This window comes from Deinococcus rhizophilus (assembly GCF_030271215.1).
In the GTDB taxonomy this organism is placed as follows: Bacteria; Deinococcota; Deinococci; order Deinococcales; family Deinococcaceae; genus Deinococcus; species Deinococcus rhizophilus.
Genome location: NZ_JASNGB010000057.1, coordinates 1 through 15,384, shown reverse-complemented (window position 1 = coordinate 15,384; position 15,384 = coordinate 1). Strand labels below are relative to the sequence as shown.

The window sequence follows — 15,384 nt, the reverse complement described above, 5'->3', positions numbered from 1 at the left end:
CCCGCCGCCTTCGAGCGCGAGGTGCGTCAGGAACTGGTCGGCGGCGTCTGGACCCAGACCCTGCGGGCCCCGGCCTCCTTCGGGCGCGACGCGGCGGCAGCCGTGCCCGTCGCGGTGCTGGTCGCGGGGATGCTGGTCGCGGGCCTGACCCACCTGCTGATGGAGGCGCAGGTGCGGGCGCGGCGCCGGGCAGAGGAGGCCCTGACCTCGCTGGCGCGGTCACGCCTGCAACTCGAGCAGTCGCAGGCCGAGTTCGAGGCGATCTTTCACGCGATTCTGGACGCGGCCGTCTTCACCGACGACGAGGGCCGGGTGCTGCGGGTCAACCGGGCGCTGGAGCGGCAGTTCGGCTACCTTCCGGCCGAGTTGCGGGGCCAGGGCCTGGAGCGGCTGCACCTCGACCGCCGCCTGGAGGGCCGCGCCACCTTCGACCTGATCACCACCCCCTACCGCCGGGCGGACGGCAGCGTCTTTTCCGGCGAGGCGCAGCGCAGCGCCGTGGTGGGGCCGCACGGCGAGAGCCTGGGATTTCTGGAGGTGATTCGCGACGTCTCCGAGCGGGTGGAGGCCGAACGGGCGCGGCAGGCCGAGGAACGGCGCTCGCGGGCGATTCTCGACGCGATCCCGCACACGCTGCTGGTGAGCGACCCTGCCGGGCGGGTGACCTATGTCAACGCCCAGCACCGCGAGCGCCTGGGCGGGGCCGAGCTGGAAGGGCAGATCCACCCCGAGGACCGCGCCGCCTACGACGCGATGTGGGCGCGGGCCACCGGGGAGGGCACCCAGGCCCAGTGCGAGGTGCGGCTGAGGGTGAGCGGAAACGGCGACAGCGCGGGCCGCTGGTTCGGGGTGCGCGTCGCGCCCATCCGCAGCGAGGCGGGCGAGGTCACCGAGTGGGTGGCCTCCGCGACCGACATCCACGACCGCCTGGAGGCCGAACGCCGGGCCCAGCGCGACGAGGCCCGCTACCGCGGCGTGCTGGAGGGCGTGCCGCAGATCGTGTGGCTGAGCAGCGCGTCCGGCGAGGTCACCTACTTCAACCGCCGCTGGACGGAGTACGTGGGGAAGGAGCGGGCCGCCGAACCCTTTGCCAGCCTGCTGCACCCCGAGGACCGCGCCGAGTACCTGCTGCGCTGGAAAGACGCCCTGCGGGCGCGGCGTCCCTTCGAGGCCGAGCACCGGTTGCTGGGAGAAGGTGGCCGCTACCGCACCTTCGTGACGCGGGCGCTGCCGCTGGGCGACGCGGGAGGCACCGAGGGGCCCATGCTGGAGTGGGTGGGGACCAGCACCGACGTGGACGATCAGGTGTACGCCGAGGGTTCCGCGCGGCTGCTCGCCACCGTCTCCGAGCACCTCTCGGCGCGGGCTGACGATCCGCTGGCGTCGCGCTCGGAGAACTACCGCGCGGCCCTGGACCTCGTCACCGGGCGGCTGGCCGAGAGCGCCGGGCTGTGGGTCACGGCACCTGACCGGCAGCTGCTGGCCTCCTCCCGCCTGACGCCGGGGCAGATCAGCCCGGGGGTTCGCGCGGCCACCGAGCAGGCCCTGCGCCGGGTGACCCAGGCCGACCAACCCCTGCACCTCGACGCCGGGTCCACCCCGATGCTGTACGAGGTGGGCGCGACGGGCGCGGTGTTCTACCCCCTGATCGGGCGCGACGGCGCCGCGCGGGGGGTGCTGGCCCTGACCTACCGCCAGCCGCCCGGCGACCGCGACCACGACCTCGCCGCCGAACTCGCCCAGCGCTTTGCCACCGCCCTCGACAACGACGCCCTGCGGCTGGAGGCGGAACAGGCGCACGCCGACCTGCAGGCCCTCAACCAGTCGCTGGAGGAACGGGTCGTGCTGCGCACCCTGGAGCTGCAAGACGCCAACCGCGAGCTGGAAGCCTTTTCCTACTCGGTCAGCCACGACCTGCGCACCCCGCTGCGGCACATCGTGGGCTTCGGGGACCTGCTGCGCAAGGACGCCTCGGCGTCGGGCGCCCTCTCGCCCAAGAGTGAGCGGTATCTCGGCGTGATCACCGACGCGGCCGGGCGCATGAGCCGGCTGATCGACGACCTGCTGGAGTTCTCGCGCATGGGGCGCCAGGAACTGCGCCGGGGCCCGGTGGACCTCGGGGCGGTCGTGCGGGAAGCCTGGAAGGACCTCGACCCCGACCGGGCGGGCCGCGACGTGGCCTTCGAGGTCGGCGAGCTGCCCACCGTGCAGGGCGACGCCGCGCTGCTGGGACAGGTTTTTGCCAACCTGCTCTCCAACGCGCTGAAGTACTCGCGCACCCGCGAGCAGGCCCTCATCAGCGTGGGTGGGCTGCAGGAGGGCGAGGAGGTCACCGTGACGGTGCGTGACAACGGCGTCGGTTTCGATCCCCGCTACGCGGATAAACTGTTCGGCGTGTTTCAACGTCTGCACCGCGCCGAGGAATTCGAGGGCACCGGGATCGGCCTCGCCAATGTCCGCCGCATCGTCGTGCGCCACGGGGGCCGCGTCCGGGCCGAGTCGCTGCCCGGCGAGGGCGCGGCCTTCCACGTCACGCTGCCCCTGCGGGGACCCGCCGGGGAGGCTCAGGCATGAGCGGCAGCGCTCCGGGCGGCGAGCACGCCCTGCCCGAACCCGGCCAGACCCTGCGCATCCTGCACCTCGAGGACAGCGAACTCGACCATGAACTGGTCGTCATGCACCTCGGGGACCTGCCCTGGCCGATCGAGACCGAGCGGGTCGAGGACGAGGCGGGCTTTCTGGCGGCGCTCGGCGCCCAGCGCCCGCACCTGATCCTGAGTGACTTCGCGCTGCCCGGCTACGACGGGCTCTCGGCCTTCCGGGCCGCGCATGACCGTGCGCCCCTGCTTCCCTTCATCATCGTGACGGGCGCGATGGGCGAGGAGACGGCGGTCGACACCCTGCGCGGGGGCGTCACCGACTACATTCTCAAGCAGCGCCTCGAGCGCCTCGCGCCCAGCGTGAAGCGGGCCATCGCGGAGGCCGACGCCCGCGACCGCCGCGAGCGGGCCGAGCAGGAGGTGCGTGAACTCAACCTCTCGCTCAAGGCCCGCCTCGACGAGGTCGAGCGGTTGCGGGCCATCGCGGAGGGCCAGCGCCAGCGCCTGGAAACCCAGGCCAAGCAACTGGAAGAAGCGCTGAACCTCCAGAAGACCTTTCTGGCGGAAACCAGCCACGAACTGCGCACCCCCCTGACCGCCCTGCTGGGCTACCTGCGCCGCGCCGAGCGCGAGGCGGGCGGCTCGCAGACCCTGCAAGACGCGCAAAGGGTCGCGGAGAACATGACCCGGCTGGTCAACGACCTGCTGCAGCTCTCGCGCGGCGAACTCGTGCAGGGCATCGAGATGCACTTCGTGAACCTCGGCAACCTCGTGAGGCAGGTCGGGCGCGACTACGGGGTGCGGGCCGAGGCCCCTGACCTGGAGATCGTGGGCGATCCGGGGCGGCTCACGCAGGTGTTTGTCAACCTCGTCAGCAACGCGATCCGGGTGTGCGGCAGTCCCGACCTCGTGCATATGGAGGCCGAACAGGGCCGGGGTGGTCAGGTCTGCGTGCGGGTGATCGACCACGGCCCCGGCATTCCCGACGCCGTCAAGCCGCGCATCTTCGACAAGTTCTACCGTGGCAAGGAGGCGGGCTCGACCGGCCTGGGCCTGACCATCGCGCAGCAGGTCATCCACTCGCACGGCGGGCGCATCGAGGTGCAGGACACGCCCGGCGGCGGCGCCACCTTCGTGGTGTGCCTGCCCCCGCCCGAGGAGGACGACGACGACTTCCTGCCCCAGCCGGACGGCGAGGCTGTGCTGGAGCAGTTGCCGTAAGAAGGCGGTGTCGTTCCGCATTCGTCGGCCGAGCGGACTTGCCAAGCTGCGCAGCAGAGCGAGTGAATGGGACAGGAGCATTGGGCGGTATGGAGGCACCTGGGGTGCTTTCCCCCGGGGGCCGGAATGCTGCCCGATGCTCTAGGCTAGGGCCATGAGCGACGTCAAGACCATGCAGGTGACCTGGCTGGGCGAGCAGCGCTACCTGGGCCTCAGCGCGAGCGGGCACCAGCTGTTGATCGACAACAGCCCTACCAAAGTCGGCGTGTCGCCCATGGAGGCGCTGCTGGGGGCGCTGGCGACCTGCACGGCCTACGACATCGTGCAGGTCATGGGCAAGAAGCGCATCAAGCTCACGAGCTACCGCATCGAGGCGGAAGGCGAGCGGGCCGACGAGCACCCCCGGCGCTACACTCGCATCGTGGTGCGCCACATCGCCAGCGGTGAGGGGCTGACCCCCGAGGCCCTGGAGCGGGCCGCGCACCTCAGCCACGAGAAATACTGCTCGGTGGCCGCCAGCCTGAACAGCGAGGTGGTGGTGGAGACGCGGGTGGAGGCGGGCGAGACGGCCAGCGTGTAGGACATGGGCTGTTCAAGAAGGAGGGGGACGCGCAAAACGTCTCCCTCCTTTTCCGTACCGCTCGCTATTCCCAGACCCGGACCCCCGCCGCCCGCAGCAGCCGGATCACCAGCCCCAGCGGGAAACCGACGACGTTGGAGTAATCCCCCTCGATCCGGGCGACGAGGGCCATGCCGACGCCCTGAATGCCGTAGCCCCCGGCCTTGTCCAGCCCCTCGCCGGTGGCGGCGTAGTGGGCGATCTCGGCCTCCGTCAGGAGGCGGAAGGTCACGTCGGTGCGCTCCACCCCTCCCCGTTCGACAGGGCCCCGTTCACCGTCCGGAGCGAACACGCTGACCCCGGTGTAGACCTGATGGGTGCGCCCCGAGAGCCGCCGGACGAAGGCGCGGTTCTCGGCCTCGTCCCCAGGCTTGGCGAGCAGCTCGCCCCCCAGGGCGACCACCGTGTCGGCCCCGATCACGACCGCGCCGGGGTGCTGCCGGGCCACCGCCGCCGCCTTCTGCCGGGCGAGGGTCCCCGCGAGCCGGGCGGGGTCGCGTTCCTCGCTGGCCTCGTCCTCGCCGCTCACGACGATCCGGAAAGGGACGCCGAGATTCGTCAGCAGTTCGCGGCGGCGCGGGCTGCCCGAGGCGAGAAGAATCGGAGGTGCGGGGCGCGGGTCCGGCATCATGGGGTCACTGTAGCGGTGCAGACGTGCGAGTCCAGAAGTCTGCCAGCACAGTCTCGAAGAGGTCCGGCTGGTCCAGATTCACCAGATGACCGGCCCGCGGAACGATTTGCCACTCTGCCGCCCCGATCTCACGGGCGAGCACTTGGCCCTGCGAGTGGGTTCGGGGATTTTGTTCTCCAACCACCACCAGGGTCGGGACCCGAATCTCCTCAAGCAGGGACCGGGCCGAGAACTCCGTCACCGCCCGCCAGATACTCCGGTAGTCCTCCTCCCGACCTGCGAATGCGGCGACCTCGCGCCGTAGCCACGGGGCCAGGGCAGGTGTCTGGCGGCTCATCGCGTGGGCGAAAAGGAGGGCCTGCTGCTGCACGGGAACACGCTCCAGCAGTGGCCGCGTCAGCTCCGTCAGCAGAGCTTCCCGGCGGCCCGAGCGGGTGCCGTAGCTCGTCTCGGCTAGGGTGAGCGAATGAACCAAGCGGGGGAAATCTCGGGCCAGTTGCAGGGCCACCATGCCCCCCAGAGAGTGGCCGCAGACATGTGCCCGCTGGAGGCCCAGGCGGGTCAGCAGTTCGGCCATATCCCACGCGAACTGCCGGACGCTGTAGGGTTTCCCCCCTGAGCCTGAACCCCCATGTCCGCGCAGGTCGGGCGCCACCACCCGCCACCGTCCACCGAGGGTCCGGAGTTGCCCTGCCCACTGCTCCCCGGAAAGGTAGGCCCCGTGGATCAGCAGTGCGGCCTCGCCCGGTCCCCCGCTGTCGAGCACTGTCAGGGTGATGGACCCGACCCGGAGACGGCGGCGTTCAGTAGCCAGAGCCGTTCCCGCCGCCGCTCACCAGACCCACGCCGCCCGAGGTGCCCAGGCGGGTCGCCCCGGCCTCGATCATCGCCCGCGCGTCGTCGGGGGTGCGGACGCCGCCTGCCGCCTTGATCTGGACGCGCTGTGCTGGCTGGAGGGCCGCGATGACCCCGGCCATCAGGCGCACGTCCTCCACCGTCGCGCCGCCCGTGCCGAAGCCGGTGCTCGTCTTCACGAAGTCCGCGCCGCCCGCGACGGCGGCCTGGGTGGCCTCCCGCTTCTGCTCGTCGTTCAGGTAGCAGGTCTCGATGATGACCTTGAGCACACGGTCGGGAATCGCCTTTCGCACGGCCCGCACGTCCTCCTCCACCCCCTGCCAGTCCCCGGCGAGGGCCGCGCCGATGTGAATCACCATGTCCACCTCGTCGGCTCCGGCCTCGGCGCTGAGACGGGCTTCCACGGCCTTCTGGCCGGGCAAGGCGGCCCCCAGCGGAAAGCCGCAGACGGTGGCGACCTTCACGCCCGACCCGGCGAGTTCGGCGGCGGCGAGGGGCACGTAGACGGGATTGACGCACACGGCGGCGAAGGAATGCTCGCGGGCCTCGGCGCACAGCGTCCGGATGTCGTCCGGGGTCGCGGTGGCCTTGAGCAGCGTGTGGTCGATGTAGGGGGCGAGGTCCATGCCCGCAGGATAAGGGGTGGCCGCGCTACCCTCCTCGCATGACCGACGCCGACACCGCCGCTCCCCGCCTCCAGCCCGGCGAGCCCTTTCCCAGCTTCGCCCTGCCCGACGCGGGGGGTCACCTGCACCGCCTGTCCGACTACGCCGGGCGCTACGTGGTCCTGTACGTCTACCCCAAGGACGACACGCCCGGCTGCACGAAGCAGGCGTGTGACTTCCGCGACAGCGCGAGCCTGAAGGCGCTCGGGGCCGTGATTCTGGGTCTGAGCCGGGACGACGCGGCCAGCCACAATGCCTTTGCCGGGAAGTACAGCCTGCCCTTCCCGCTGCTGTCGGACCCGGACGCCGCGTTCCTGAAAGACATCGGCAGCTACGGTCCCAAGACGCTGTACGGCAAGGTCACCGAGGGGGTCAAGCGCCAGACGTTCCTGATCGGCCCCGACGGGCGGCTGGTCAAGAGCTGGCTCGCCGTGAAGGTGGACGGCCACGCCGACGCGGTCGCCGCCGCCATCGAGGCCGACCGGGGGGAACGCGGCGATGCCTGATCTCGAAGGGCTGAAAAAGGAGGCGGCCCTCCGCGCGGTCGCCCTCGTCGAGAGCGGGATGCGGGTGGGGCTGGGCACGGGCAGCACCGCCAAATACGCCATCGAGGAGCTCGGGCGCAAACTGGCGGCCGGGGAACTGCGGGACATCGTGGGCGTCGCCACCAGCGAGGCGTCAGCAGCGTTGGCCCGCGAGGTGGGCGTGCCCGTGCAGCCGCTGGACCCCCGGCCCCTCGACATTGCCATCGACGGGGCGGACGAGATCAACCCCGACCTGAACCTCATCAAGGGACTGGGCGGGGCCTTGCTACGCGAGAAGCTCACCGAGGTGCAGGCGCGGCGGCTGGTCATCATTGCGGACCACACCAAGCTGGTGACCCGACTGGGGGAGAAGGCGCCGCTTCCCGTCGAGATCACCCGTTTCGGCTTTCTCTCGACGGTCGAGCGGGTGCGGGCGCTGGTGCCGGGTGGACGGCTGCGGCAGCCGGGGGCGCAGCCCTACGTGACGGACAACGGGAACTACATCTACGACGCGCAATTGCCCGCCGCGTTTGACCCTACCGGGCTGGAGCGGCAGCTCAAGGGCACGCTGGGGGTCGTGGAGACGGGGTTTTTCCTGGGCATGGCAGACGTGGCGTTCGTGGCCGCGCCGGAAGGGGTGCGGGAGCTTCGGCGGGGGTAGGGGCGGGGAGGTTGTTGGGGTTGGGCTTCTTGACGACGGCCCTGCCCCCACCCCCAGGGGGAGCGGCGTTGCGCTCGGCAAAGTTCGTCCCCCATGTTTCGGCCCACCATGTCTCGCCCCCGTGTCCCCCTTCACGCGCCGACGGCTCGTCTGCCTGGAACTTGGCCTCGCGGGCTGGGGACGTTGAGGTCGGCTGGCACAGGGAAAAGATTGCTTCGGCAGAAGCAGCGGTTGACCCCAGCGAGGGGTGACGCCAGAACCGCAGGCCCACCCTGCCCCCTGCTGGTGGCTGGAAGCTGACGGCTGGCCGCTCTCTACAACCGCCCCAACTGCCCCGCCAGCTCCTCCGGGTCCTTCGTGGGCAGGTCGCAGGCGTGGCCGATGCACACGTAGGCGGTGCCGCCCCCCGGTCTTCCCTCCAGCACGGGCAGCCCCACGCCCTGTTCGGCGGGGGCCAGCGCCGCGAAGGGGAGGGGAAAGCGGGCCAGCACCCGCTCCAGCGCGGCGCGTTCGGTGGGCGTTCCGATCAGAGCAATGTCCACGTGGGGCGCTTCAAGGAAGGCGGCGGCCTGCCACAGCCCCCCCATCCCGTGCGGGGCGGCGAGCATGTCCGCCGCGTAGGTCTGCACGGTGCGGCGGGCCAGGCGCTCGGCCTCCCCGTCGCCGTAGTAGCGGGCCATCCATAGCCCCAGCAGCGTGGCGGCGGCGTTGTCGCTGAGGACGGCGGCGTCGAAGGCCTCGGCCTGACGGGTCAGCAGGGCCTCGGCGTTGCCCCCGGTGGAGCGGAAGAGCCCGGCCTCCTCGTCCCAGAAGTCGCGGCGCACCACGTCCCACAGCTCCCGCGCCCACTCCAGATGCGTGAGGTCGCCGCCCGCCTGGTACAGCGCGACGAGGCCGAGCGCGTACAGGGCATGGTCCTCCAGCAGCCCTTCCACCCGGGCCACGCCGTCCTTGTAAGTGTGGCGCAGGGTGCCGTCCGGGAGGCGCATCCGCCCCCGCACGAACTCGGCGTTGCGGCGGGCCACGTCGAGGTAGTGGACCTCGCCCAGAATCCGCCCCGCGTCCGCGAAGGCGGCCAGGGCCAGCCCATTCCACGAGGTCAGCACCTTGGTGTCGGTGCCGGGCTGGGGCCGCCGCTGCCGGGCCTCGAAGAGGTGCATCCGGGCGGTGTCCAGCCGCTCCAGCAGGGCGGCGACGTCCTCTCCCAGATCGCGGGCCAGTGCCTCCGGCGGGGTGGGGACGTGCAGCACGTTGCGGCTGCCGTATTCCGGGCGGTGTGGGTCGAGGAAGTTACCCTGTTCGGTTACGCCATACACCCGCAGCACGAGGTCGGTGTCGGGGCCGTCGCCCAGCCCCCCCTCATTCAAGACAGCCCGGATCTCGTCCGGGGTCCAGGTGAAGGTCAGGCCCTCCACCCCCTGCGTGTCGGCGTCCTGGGCGGAGTAGAACCCGCCCTCCGGGGCCAGCATCTCGCGTTCGAGGTAGGCCAGCGTCTCGCGGGCGAGGCGGGTGAAGGTGTCGTCCCCGGTGTGCTGGGCGGCCCGCAGCAGGGTGCGTGTGAGCTGCGCGTTGTCGTAGAGCATCTTCTCGAAGTGGGGCACCAGCCAGCGTTCATCCACCGAGTAGCGGTGAAAGCCGCCGCCGAGCTGGTCGTAAATCCCGCCCGCCCCCATGCGCCGCAGGGTGTGCAGGGCCATGTCGCGCCCGTCCTCGCGCGTCAGCAGGAAGTCCAGCGTGGTCGTTCCCGGAAACTTGGGCGCTCCGCCGAACCCGCCCCGGTCGGCGTCGTACACGCGGCGCAGGTTCTCCACGGCGCGGGGCAGGAAGTCGGCGGGGAGGTCGTCCGGTGTGCCGCGCGGGCGGCTGGCCTCGCGGATATGGCCGGTCAGGGCCTCGGCGTTGCCCAGCAGCTTGGCGCGGTCCTCCTGCCAGGCCCGCGCCACGGTCGCCAGCAATCGGCGGAAGCCGGGCATCCCGTACCGGTCCTCGGGCGGGAAGTAGGTGCCCGCGTAGAAGGGTTCGCCCTGCGGCGTCAGGAACACCGTCATGGGCCAGCCGCCCTGCCCGGTCATGAGCTGGGTCGCCGTCATGTACACCCGGTCCACGTCGGGCCGTTCCTCGCGGTCCACCTTGACGCTCACGAAGTCCCGGTTCATCTGCGCGGCCGTCGCCTCGTCCTCGAAGCTCTCATGGGCCATCACGTGGCACCAGTGGCAGGTCGAGTAACCGATGGAGAGCAGGACGGGCACGTCGCGGCGGCGGGCTTCCTCGAAGGCCTCCGGGCTCCAGGGCCACCAGTCCACCGGGTTGTCGGCGTGCTGGAGGAGGTAGGGGCTGGTCTCCTGGGCGAGGCGGTTCATGGGAGGCAGGGTAGTGCGCGGGCGGTGAAGGTTCGGGTGAGGGAGAAGGGGAGAGGCTTCATGGGAGTTGTGGNCACCAGTCCACCGGGTTGTCGGCGTGCTGGAGGAGGTAGGGGCTGGTCTCCTGGGCGAGGCGGTTCATGGGAGGCAGGGTAGTGCGCGGGCGGTGAAGGTTCGGGTGAGGGAGAAGGGGAGAGGCTTCATGGGAGTTGTGGGCGGGGCATCCAGACTCGGTTGCCCCCACCCCCCAGCCCCCAGCCCCCTACCCCCAGGGGGGGCAGGGGGAGCGGCGCTGCGCCAGGCAAAGGGTGTTCCCCCACCTCCGGCCCCGCTTACCCCACCCCCGTTTCCCCCTCCACGCCATCCTTCGTCCGAGTGAAGGGCCTCGGCGCAGATGCGCCGAACGGCTCGTCTGCCTGGAAAGTGGACTTGCGAGGCGGGAGCGTTGAACTCGGCTGACACAGGGAAAAGAGGGCTCTGGCAAAAGCGGGTCAGCAGCTCCTCCTCCCCCCCTTGTGGGGGACTGGTACAGCTCGCACCGCGAGAGGCTGGGACTCGTAGAGCTGCGCAGCAGAGGGGGGTGACAGGCACCGCCTGCCCTCGCTGGCGGCTGAGAGCTGAACGCTGACCTCCCCCTACACCCCCGCCAGCAGCCGCTCCACGTCCTCCAGCGTCGTGTAGTGCGCGATGCTGGCCCGCACCACGCCCTGCGGGTAGAGTCCCAGGTCTTTGAGGGGCTGTACCGCGTAGAAGTGCCCGGCGGCCACGTCCACCCCGCGTTCACTCAGGCGGGCGGCGGTCGCTTCGGGGGCCTCGTCCTCCACCCGGAAGGCGACGGTGCCGATGCGGGCGGCGGAGGTCGGGGGGCCGTAGACCGTGACACGCGGCGCTTCCAGCAGGCCCGTGAGCAGCCGTTCCCCGACTGGGCGCTCCAGCTCTGCGATGCGGACGGAGGCGGCTTCCAGCGCCGCGCGGGTCAGCGTGCCGTGGCCGCCGAGTTCGCGCAGGTAGTCCAGCGTGCCCAGCCACCCGGCGAGCAACTCGAACGGCGGCGTGCCGTGTTCCAGCCCGGTGATGTCCCCGTCCGGCACGAAGCTGAGCTTGGGCCAGGCCAGGTGCGGGCGGTGTTGGGGTGAAATCCACAGCGCCCCCAGGTGCGGCCCCCAGACCTTGTAGGGGCTGAAGGTCACGAAGTCCGCGCCCCAGCCCTGCACGTCGGGAAAGGCGTGGGGCGCGGAGTGGACGGCGTCCACCACCGTCCAGGCCCCCGCCGCCCGCACCTGCGCGGCCACCGCCGGGATGTCCACCGTGACGCCGAGCGCATTGCTCGCCGCCGTCACCGCCACCAGCCGGGTACGCGGGGAGAGCAGCGCGGCGAGGTCGTCCGCGTGCAGCCGCATGTCGGGCTGCCGGGCGTGCCAGACCCTGACCGTCACGCCCACGCGCTCCAGTTCGCGCCAGGGGCTGGCGTTCGCCTCGTGCTCCAGACCCGACAGGATCACCTCGTCGCCCGGTCCCCACCGCCGCGCGAAGGCCGCCGCCAGCCGGAAGGCGAGGGCGGTGGCACTCGGCCCCAGTGCCACGTCCTCGGGGTGGGCGTTCAGGAAGAGGGCGGTTCCCTCGCGGGCGCGGCCCTTGAGGGCCAGGATCTCCTGCCCCGGCCGGTGCCCCGGCATCGCGTTGGTGGCCCCGTAGCGGGTGAGGTGGTCCGTGATCGCCGCGATGGACCGCTGCGGCAGCAGCCCGCCCGCCGCGTTGTCGAGGTAGGCCCGCCCGGCGGCAAGTGGGGGGAACTGGGCGCGGATGGCCTGAGGCGTGAGGACGGGCAGGGTCATGGCGGAAGTGTAGGGCGTGAGGCTCTCCGGCCTACCGTCGACCCCTCACCCACAGCACCGCCCCGCCCAGCACCAGTCCCCACACCGCGCTCCCCACGCCCAGCAGGGTCACGCCGCTCGCGGTGACGGCCAGGGTCAGGAAGGCGGCCTCGCGCCCGTAGTCGTCGTGGAGGGCCGCCGTCACGCTGGAGAGGGTCGTGGTCACCAGCGCCAGCCCCGCCAGCGCCGCGATCACGGGCGGAGGGACCGCCGCCACCGCCCCCACCACCCAGCCCGCAAAGACCCCCAGCATCAGGTAGAAGAAGGCCGCACTCAGGCCCGCCACCCAGCGCCGGGCGGGGTCCGGATGGGCCTCCTCGCCCGCCGCGATGGCCGCCGTGATCGCCGCGAGGTTGGTGGTGTGCGCCCCGAACGGCGCCGAGAGCAGGCTCGCCAGCCCTGACCCCGTGATCAGCGGCGAGGTCGGCACCCGCCCGTACCCGCAGGCCCGCAGCACCGCCACGCCCGGAAGCTGCTGCGAGGCCAGCGTCAGGATCGTCAGCGGCAGCGCCAGCGTGACCGCGCCGCGCAGCGAGAACTCGGGGGTGGTCCACACCAGCGTGCCCAGTCCGGCCCCGGTGAGCGGGCCGACCGCCCCCACCGCCAGCGACAGGCCCGCCCCAGCCAGCAGCGCCGCCGGAACCGCCCAGCGGGGAAACCACACCCGCCCGGCCAGAAAGACCAGCAGCATCCCGCCCACGGGCACGGGCGCTTCGGGCAGCGCCCGCAACGCCCCCAGCACGAAAGGCAGCAGCACCCCGGCCAGCAGCGCGTTCGCCAGCGCCGCCGGAATCCGCGCGGTCAGGCGCTCGAAGGCGCCGCTCAGCCCTAGGGCGGTCATCACCCCGGCGGTCAGGACGTAGGCGCCCAGCACCTCCGGGTAGCGCAGGTCCCCCGCCGCCGCGAGCGAGGCCACCAGCGCCAGCCCCGGCGTGCTCCAGGCCATCTTGATCGGCGCCCGGTACTGCCAGCTCAGCCACCCGCCCGACACGCTGATCGCGAGGTAACAGGCCAGCACCCAGCTCACGGTCTGCCCCGGCGTCAGCCCGAAGTCCCGCGCCGCCCCCACCAGCAGCCCGATGCTGCTCGCCGCCCCGACGATCACCGCCACGAAACCCGCCACGACCGCCGACCCCGAGGCGTCGCGCCACAGGTCGCGCAGGCCCGCGCGGGGGGTGGGGAGGGAAGCGTCGGTCGGCGGTGCCATCGCCCCGCATTCCAGCACGGCGGGGCCTCGGCAGACGCTCAAGCCGCCGCTCATACCGGGATGCCCCCGGCGGGCGTAGGGTGCGCCCATGACGACCTCCGCACGACCCCACCAGCGGCCCCTGGGCCGCACCGGCCTGCACGTCACCGAGATCGGCTACGGTGCCTGGGGCATCGGCGCGGACATGTGGAAGGGCGCCCAGGACGACGAGAGCCTCGCGGCCCTGCGGCGCTACGTGGAACTTGGCGGCAACTTCATCGACACGGCGATGGGCTACGGCAACGGCCACAGCGAACGCCTCGTGGGGCAGGTCGCCCGCGAGTTTCCCGGCACCCTGGTCGCCACCAAGGTCAGCCCCAAGAACATGCAGTGGCCCGCCGCCCCCGGCACCACCGCTGACGAAGCCTTTCCCGGCGAGTACGTCGTGCAGATGACCGAAGCCAGCCTGGAGCGCCTCGGCCTGCCCACCATTGACGTGCAGCAGCTTCACGTCTGGAATGACTCGTGGCTGGGGCAGGGCGACTGGCAGGAGGCGGCCGCGCAGCTCAAGCGGGAGGGCAAGATTCGCGCCTTCGGCATCTCGATCAACGACCACCAACCGGACAACGCGGTGAAGGCCGTGGAGTCGGGCGCCGTGGACACCGTACAGGTCATCTACAACGTCTTCGACCAGTCGCCGCAGGACCGCCTGTTGGACGCCTGCCGAATGCACGGCGTCGGCGTGATTGTGCGGGTGGCCCTCGACGAGGGAAGCCTGACGGGGACGATCACGCCCGAGACGACCTTTCCGGAGGGCGACTGGCGCCACACCTACTTCGGCGGCAACCGCAAGGCCGAGTTGCAGCCCCGGCTGCGGGCCATCGAGGCGGACCTCGGCCTCACCACCGCGCAGCTGCCCGAAACCGCCCTGCGCTTCGTGCTGAGCCACCCGGCGGTGAGCACCGTCATCGTGGGGATGCGGAGCGTCCGCAACGTGGAACGCAACCTCGCCCTCGCGGATGGGCGGGGCCTGCCCGCCGAGCAGGTTCACAAGCTTCAGGCCCACCGCTGGGACCGCAACTGGTACCTCCCGGCCGGGGACTGAGGCGGAGCTGTCCCGCTTGCCGGGACTCGACCACACCCCCTTGAGCGTCTGCTCAGACAGCCGCACGCTTTCGCCGGGGCCACTCGCCTAGAGTTCCCGGCGGAGGTTTTTTCCTTGTCCACTGCTCCGTCCACTGCTCCCCTGCCGTCAACCCGGACCCACCTGCCCGACATCCTGCGGCTGGCGCTGCCCGCGAGCGCCGAGGCCGTCATTCAACTGCTGTTCAACTTTCTGTCCCAGCTGATCGTCGCGACCCTGGGAGCCACGGCAGTGGCGGCGGTTGGTCTGTCGAACAACGTCACGCTGGTCCTGATGTTCACCCTCGCCACCCTGGGGTCGGGCGCGGGCATCCTCGTCGCGCGGGCGCACGGGGCGGGGGACCGGGGCGCGGTGAACCGGACGGCGGGCACGGCCCTGCTGCTGGCCGCAGGGGTGACCACCCTGCTGGTGGCCGCCCTGCACGCCTCCGCAGGCCCGGTGCTGGGGCTGCTGGGCGCCCCGGCGGACCTGATCGCGGCGGCCACGCCCTTCTTTCAGGTCGCGCTGCTGAGCGTGCCCCTGATCGTGCTGAGTGTCGTCGCGGGCAATGTCCTGCGCTCGCTGGAGCGCCCCCGCATCCCGATGGTCGCCACCTTGATCGCGGCGGCCGTCAACGTGGCGGTGGGCTATGCGCTGGTGCACGGGGCCTTCGGGCTGCCCCGGCTGGGGCTGGTCGGGGCGGCGTGGGGGGCGCTGGCGGGGCAGGCGGTGCGCGTGGGGTTGCTGGCCGTCTTCCTGTACGGCCCGCGTGGGCCGATCGCTCCGGCGTGGTCGGGGGTGGGGGCCGGGGGCCGTGTGCTGGTGCGCGACCTGCTGAATCTCTCGCTGCCGCTGGCGGCCACGCAACTCGCCTGGAGCGGGGGCAACCTGCTCTACGCTCTGTTCCTGGCGCGGCTGGGGACCGAGGTGCTGGCGGGCGTGCAGATCGGGTACACCCTGGAGGGCATTTTCGTGGTGGCCTCGTCGGGACTGGTGCCGGCGGCCACCGCGCTGATCGGGCAGGCGGTGGGCCAGCGCGACGCGGCCCTCGCCGCCGAGCGGGCG

General features: G+C 71.8%; 14 protein-coding genes. 7 read left to right on the top strand and 7 right to left on the bottom strand.

The features are described from left to right. The 3 genes from QOL99_RS08030 to QOL99_RS08020 all read left to right on the top strand — a co-directional run. Positions 1 to 2,574: PAS domain S-box protein (locus QOL99_RS08030; protein ID WP_285522856.1), on the top strand; the 2,574-nt coding region annotated here is incomplete at its 5' end. Continuing rightward, the gene (locus QOL99_RS08025) at positions 2,571 to 3,821 is read left to right on the top strand and encodes an ATP-binding protein (RefSeq protein ID WP_285522854.1); all 1,251 of its coding nucleotides are present in this window, start codon (positions 2,571 to 2,573) and stop codon (positions 3,819 to 3,821) included. The genes QOL99_RS08030 and QOL99_RS08025, both read left to right, overlap by 4 nt. A 154-nt stretch (positions 3,822 to 3,975) precedes the next feature. Further along, entirely contained in the window at positions 3,976 to 4,401 is a 426-nt protein-coding gene (locus QOL99_RS08020) for an OsmC family protein (protein WP_285522852.1), read from the top strand. 64 nt (positions 4,402 to 4,465) lie between these two features. Here the strand turns inward: QOL99_RS08020 and QOL99_RS08015 are convergent, their stop codons facing one another. Genes QOL99_RS08015 through deoC form a run of 3 tightly spaced genes read right to left on the bottom strand, consistent with a single transcriptional unit; the run spans position 4,466 to position 6,552 of the window. Then, positions 4,466 to 5,071 carry a Maf family nucleotide pyrophosphatase gene (locus tag QOL99_RS08015; protein ID WP_285522851.1) on the bottom strand — a complete coding sequence of 202 codons (606 nt, stop codon included), beginning with the start codon at positions 5,069 to 5,071 and terminating at the stop codon, positions 4,466 to 4,468. Between the two features lie 4 nt (positions 5,072 to 5,075). Then, the gene (locus QOL99_RS08010; RefSeq protein WP_285522850.1) at positions 5,076 to 5,837 is read right to left on the bottom strand and encodes an alpha/beta fold hydrolase; all 762 of its coding nucleotides are present in this window, start codon (positions 5,835 to 5,837) and stop codon (positions 5,076 to 5,078) included. Between the two features lie 37 nt (positions 5,838 to 5,874). Continuing rightward, positions 5,875 to 6,552, bottom strand: a complete 678-nt coding sequence (gene deoC, locus QOL99_RS08005; RefSeq protein WP_285522848.1) for a deoxyribose-phosphate aldolase — start codon at positions 6,550 to 6,552, stop codon at positions 5,875 to 5,877. Positions 6,553 to 6,590: 38 nt separating this feature from the next. Between deoC and QOL99_RS08000 the strand changes: the two genes are divergently transcribed. Both QOL99_RS08000 and rpiA read left to right on the top strand, forming a co-directional pair. Next, positions 6,591 to 7,097, top strand: coding sequence for a peroxiredoxin (locus QOL99_RS08000; RefSeq protein ID WP_285522846.1), 507 nt, complete (start codon positions 6,591 to 6,593; stop codon positions 7,095 to 7,097). Continuing rightward, positions 7,090 to 7,776, top strand: coding sequence for a ribose 5-phosphate isomerase A (gene rpiA / locus QOL99_RS07995; protein WP_285522844.1), 687 nt, complete (start codon positions 7,090 to 7,092; stop codon positions 7,774 to 7,776). The genes QOL99_RS08000 and rpiA overlap by 8 nt, the downstream gene beginning before the upstream one ends. Positions 7,777 to 8,090: 314 nt before the next feature. Here rpiA and QOL99_RS07990 read toward each other — a convergent pair whose 3' ends face one another. From QOL99_RS07990 to QOL99_RS07980, 4 genes are all read right to left on the bottom strand, one after another. Continuing rightward, positions 8,091 to 10,136 carry a thioredoxin domain-containing protein gene (locus QOL99_RS07990; RefSeq protein ID WP_285522842.1) on the bottom strand — a complete coding sequence of 682 codons (2,046 nt, stop codon included), beginning with the start codon at positions 10,134 to 10,136 and terminating at the stop codon, positions 8,091 to 8,093. A 58-nt stretch (positions 10,137 to 10,194) separates the two neighbouring features. Then, a complete protein-coding gene (locus tag QOL99_RS17790; RefSeq protein ID WP_407650154.1) occupies positions 10,195 to 10,278 on the bottom strand; it encodes a DUF255 domain-containing protein in 84 nt (27 codons plus the stop codon). Positions 10,279 to 10,771: 493 nt separating this feature from the next. Beyond that, positions 10,772 to 11,971 carry a cysteine desulfurase-like protein gene (locus tag QOL99_RS07985; RefSeq protein ID WP_285522840.1) on the bottom strand — a complete coding sequence of 400 codons (1,200 nt, stop codon included), beginning with the start codon at positions 11,969 to 11,971 and terminating at the stop codon, positions 10,772 to 10,774. Positions 11,972 to 12,002: 31 nt separating this feature from the next. Further along, positions 12,003 to 13,307, bottom strand: a complete 1,305-nt coding sequence (locus QOL99_RS07980; protein WP_285522839.1) for a benzoate/H(+) symporter BenE family transporter — start codon at positions 13,305 to 13,307, stop codon at positions 12,003 to 12,005. Between QOL99_RS07980 and QOL99_RS07975 the strand changes: the two genes are divergently transcribed. After that, complete coding sequence (locus QOL99_RS07975; protein WP_285522837.1) at positions 13,306 to 14,301, top strand: aldo/keto reductase; 996 nt, start codon at positions 13,306 to 13,308, stop codon at positions 14,299 to 14,301. The two genes, QOL99_RS07980 and QOL99_RS07975, sit on opposite strands and share 2 nt — an antisense overlap. Positions 14,302 to 14,415: 114 nt before the next feature. After that, positions 14,416 to 15,384, top strand: a 969-nt coding sequence (locus QOL99_RS07970) for an MATE family efflux transporter (protein ID WP_285522836.1), incomplete at its 3' end; no start/stop codon positions are given.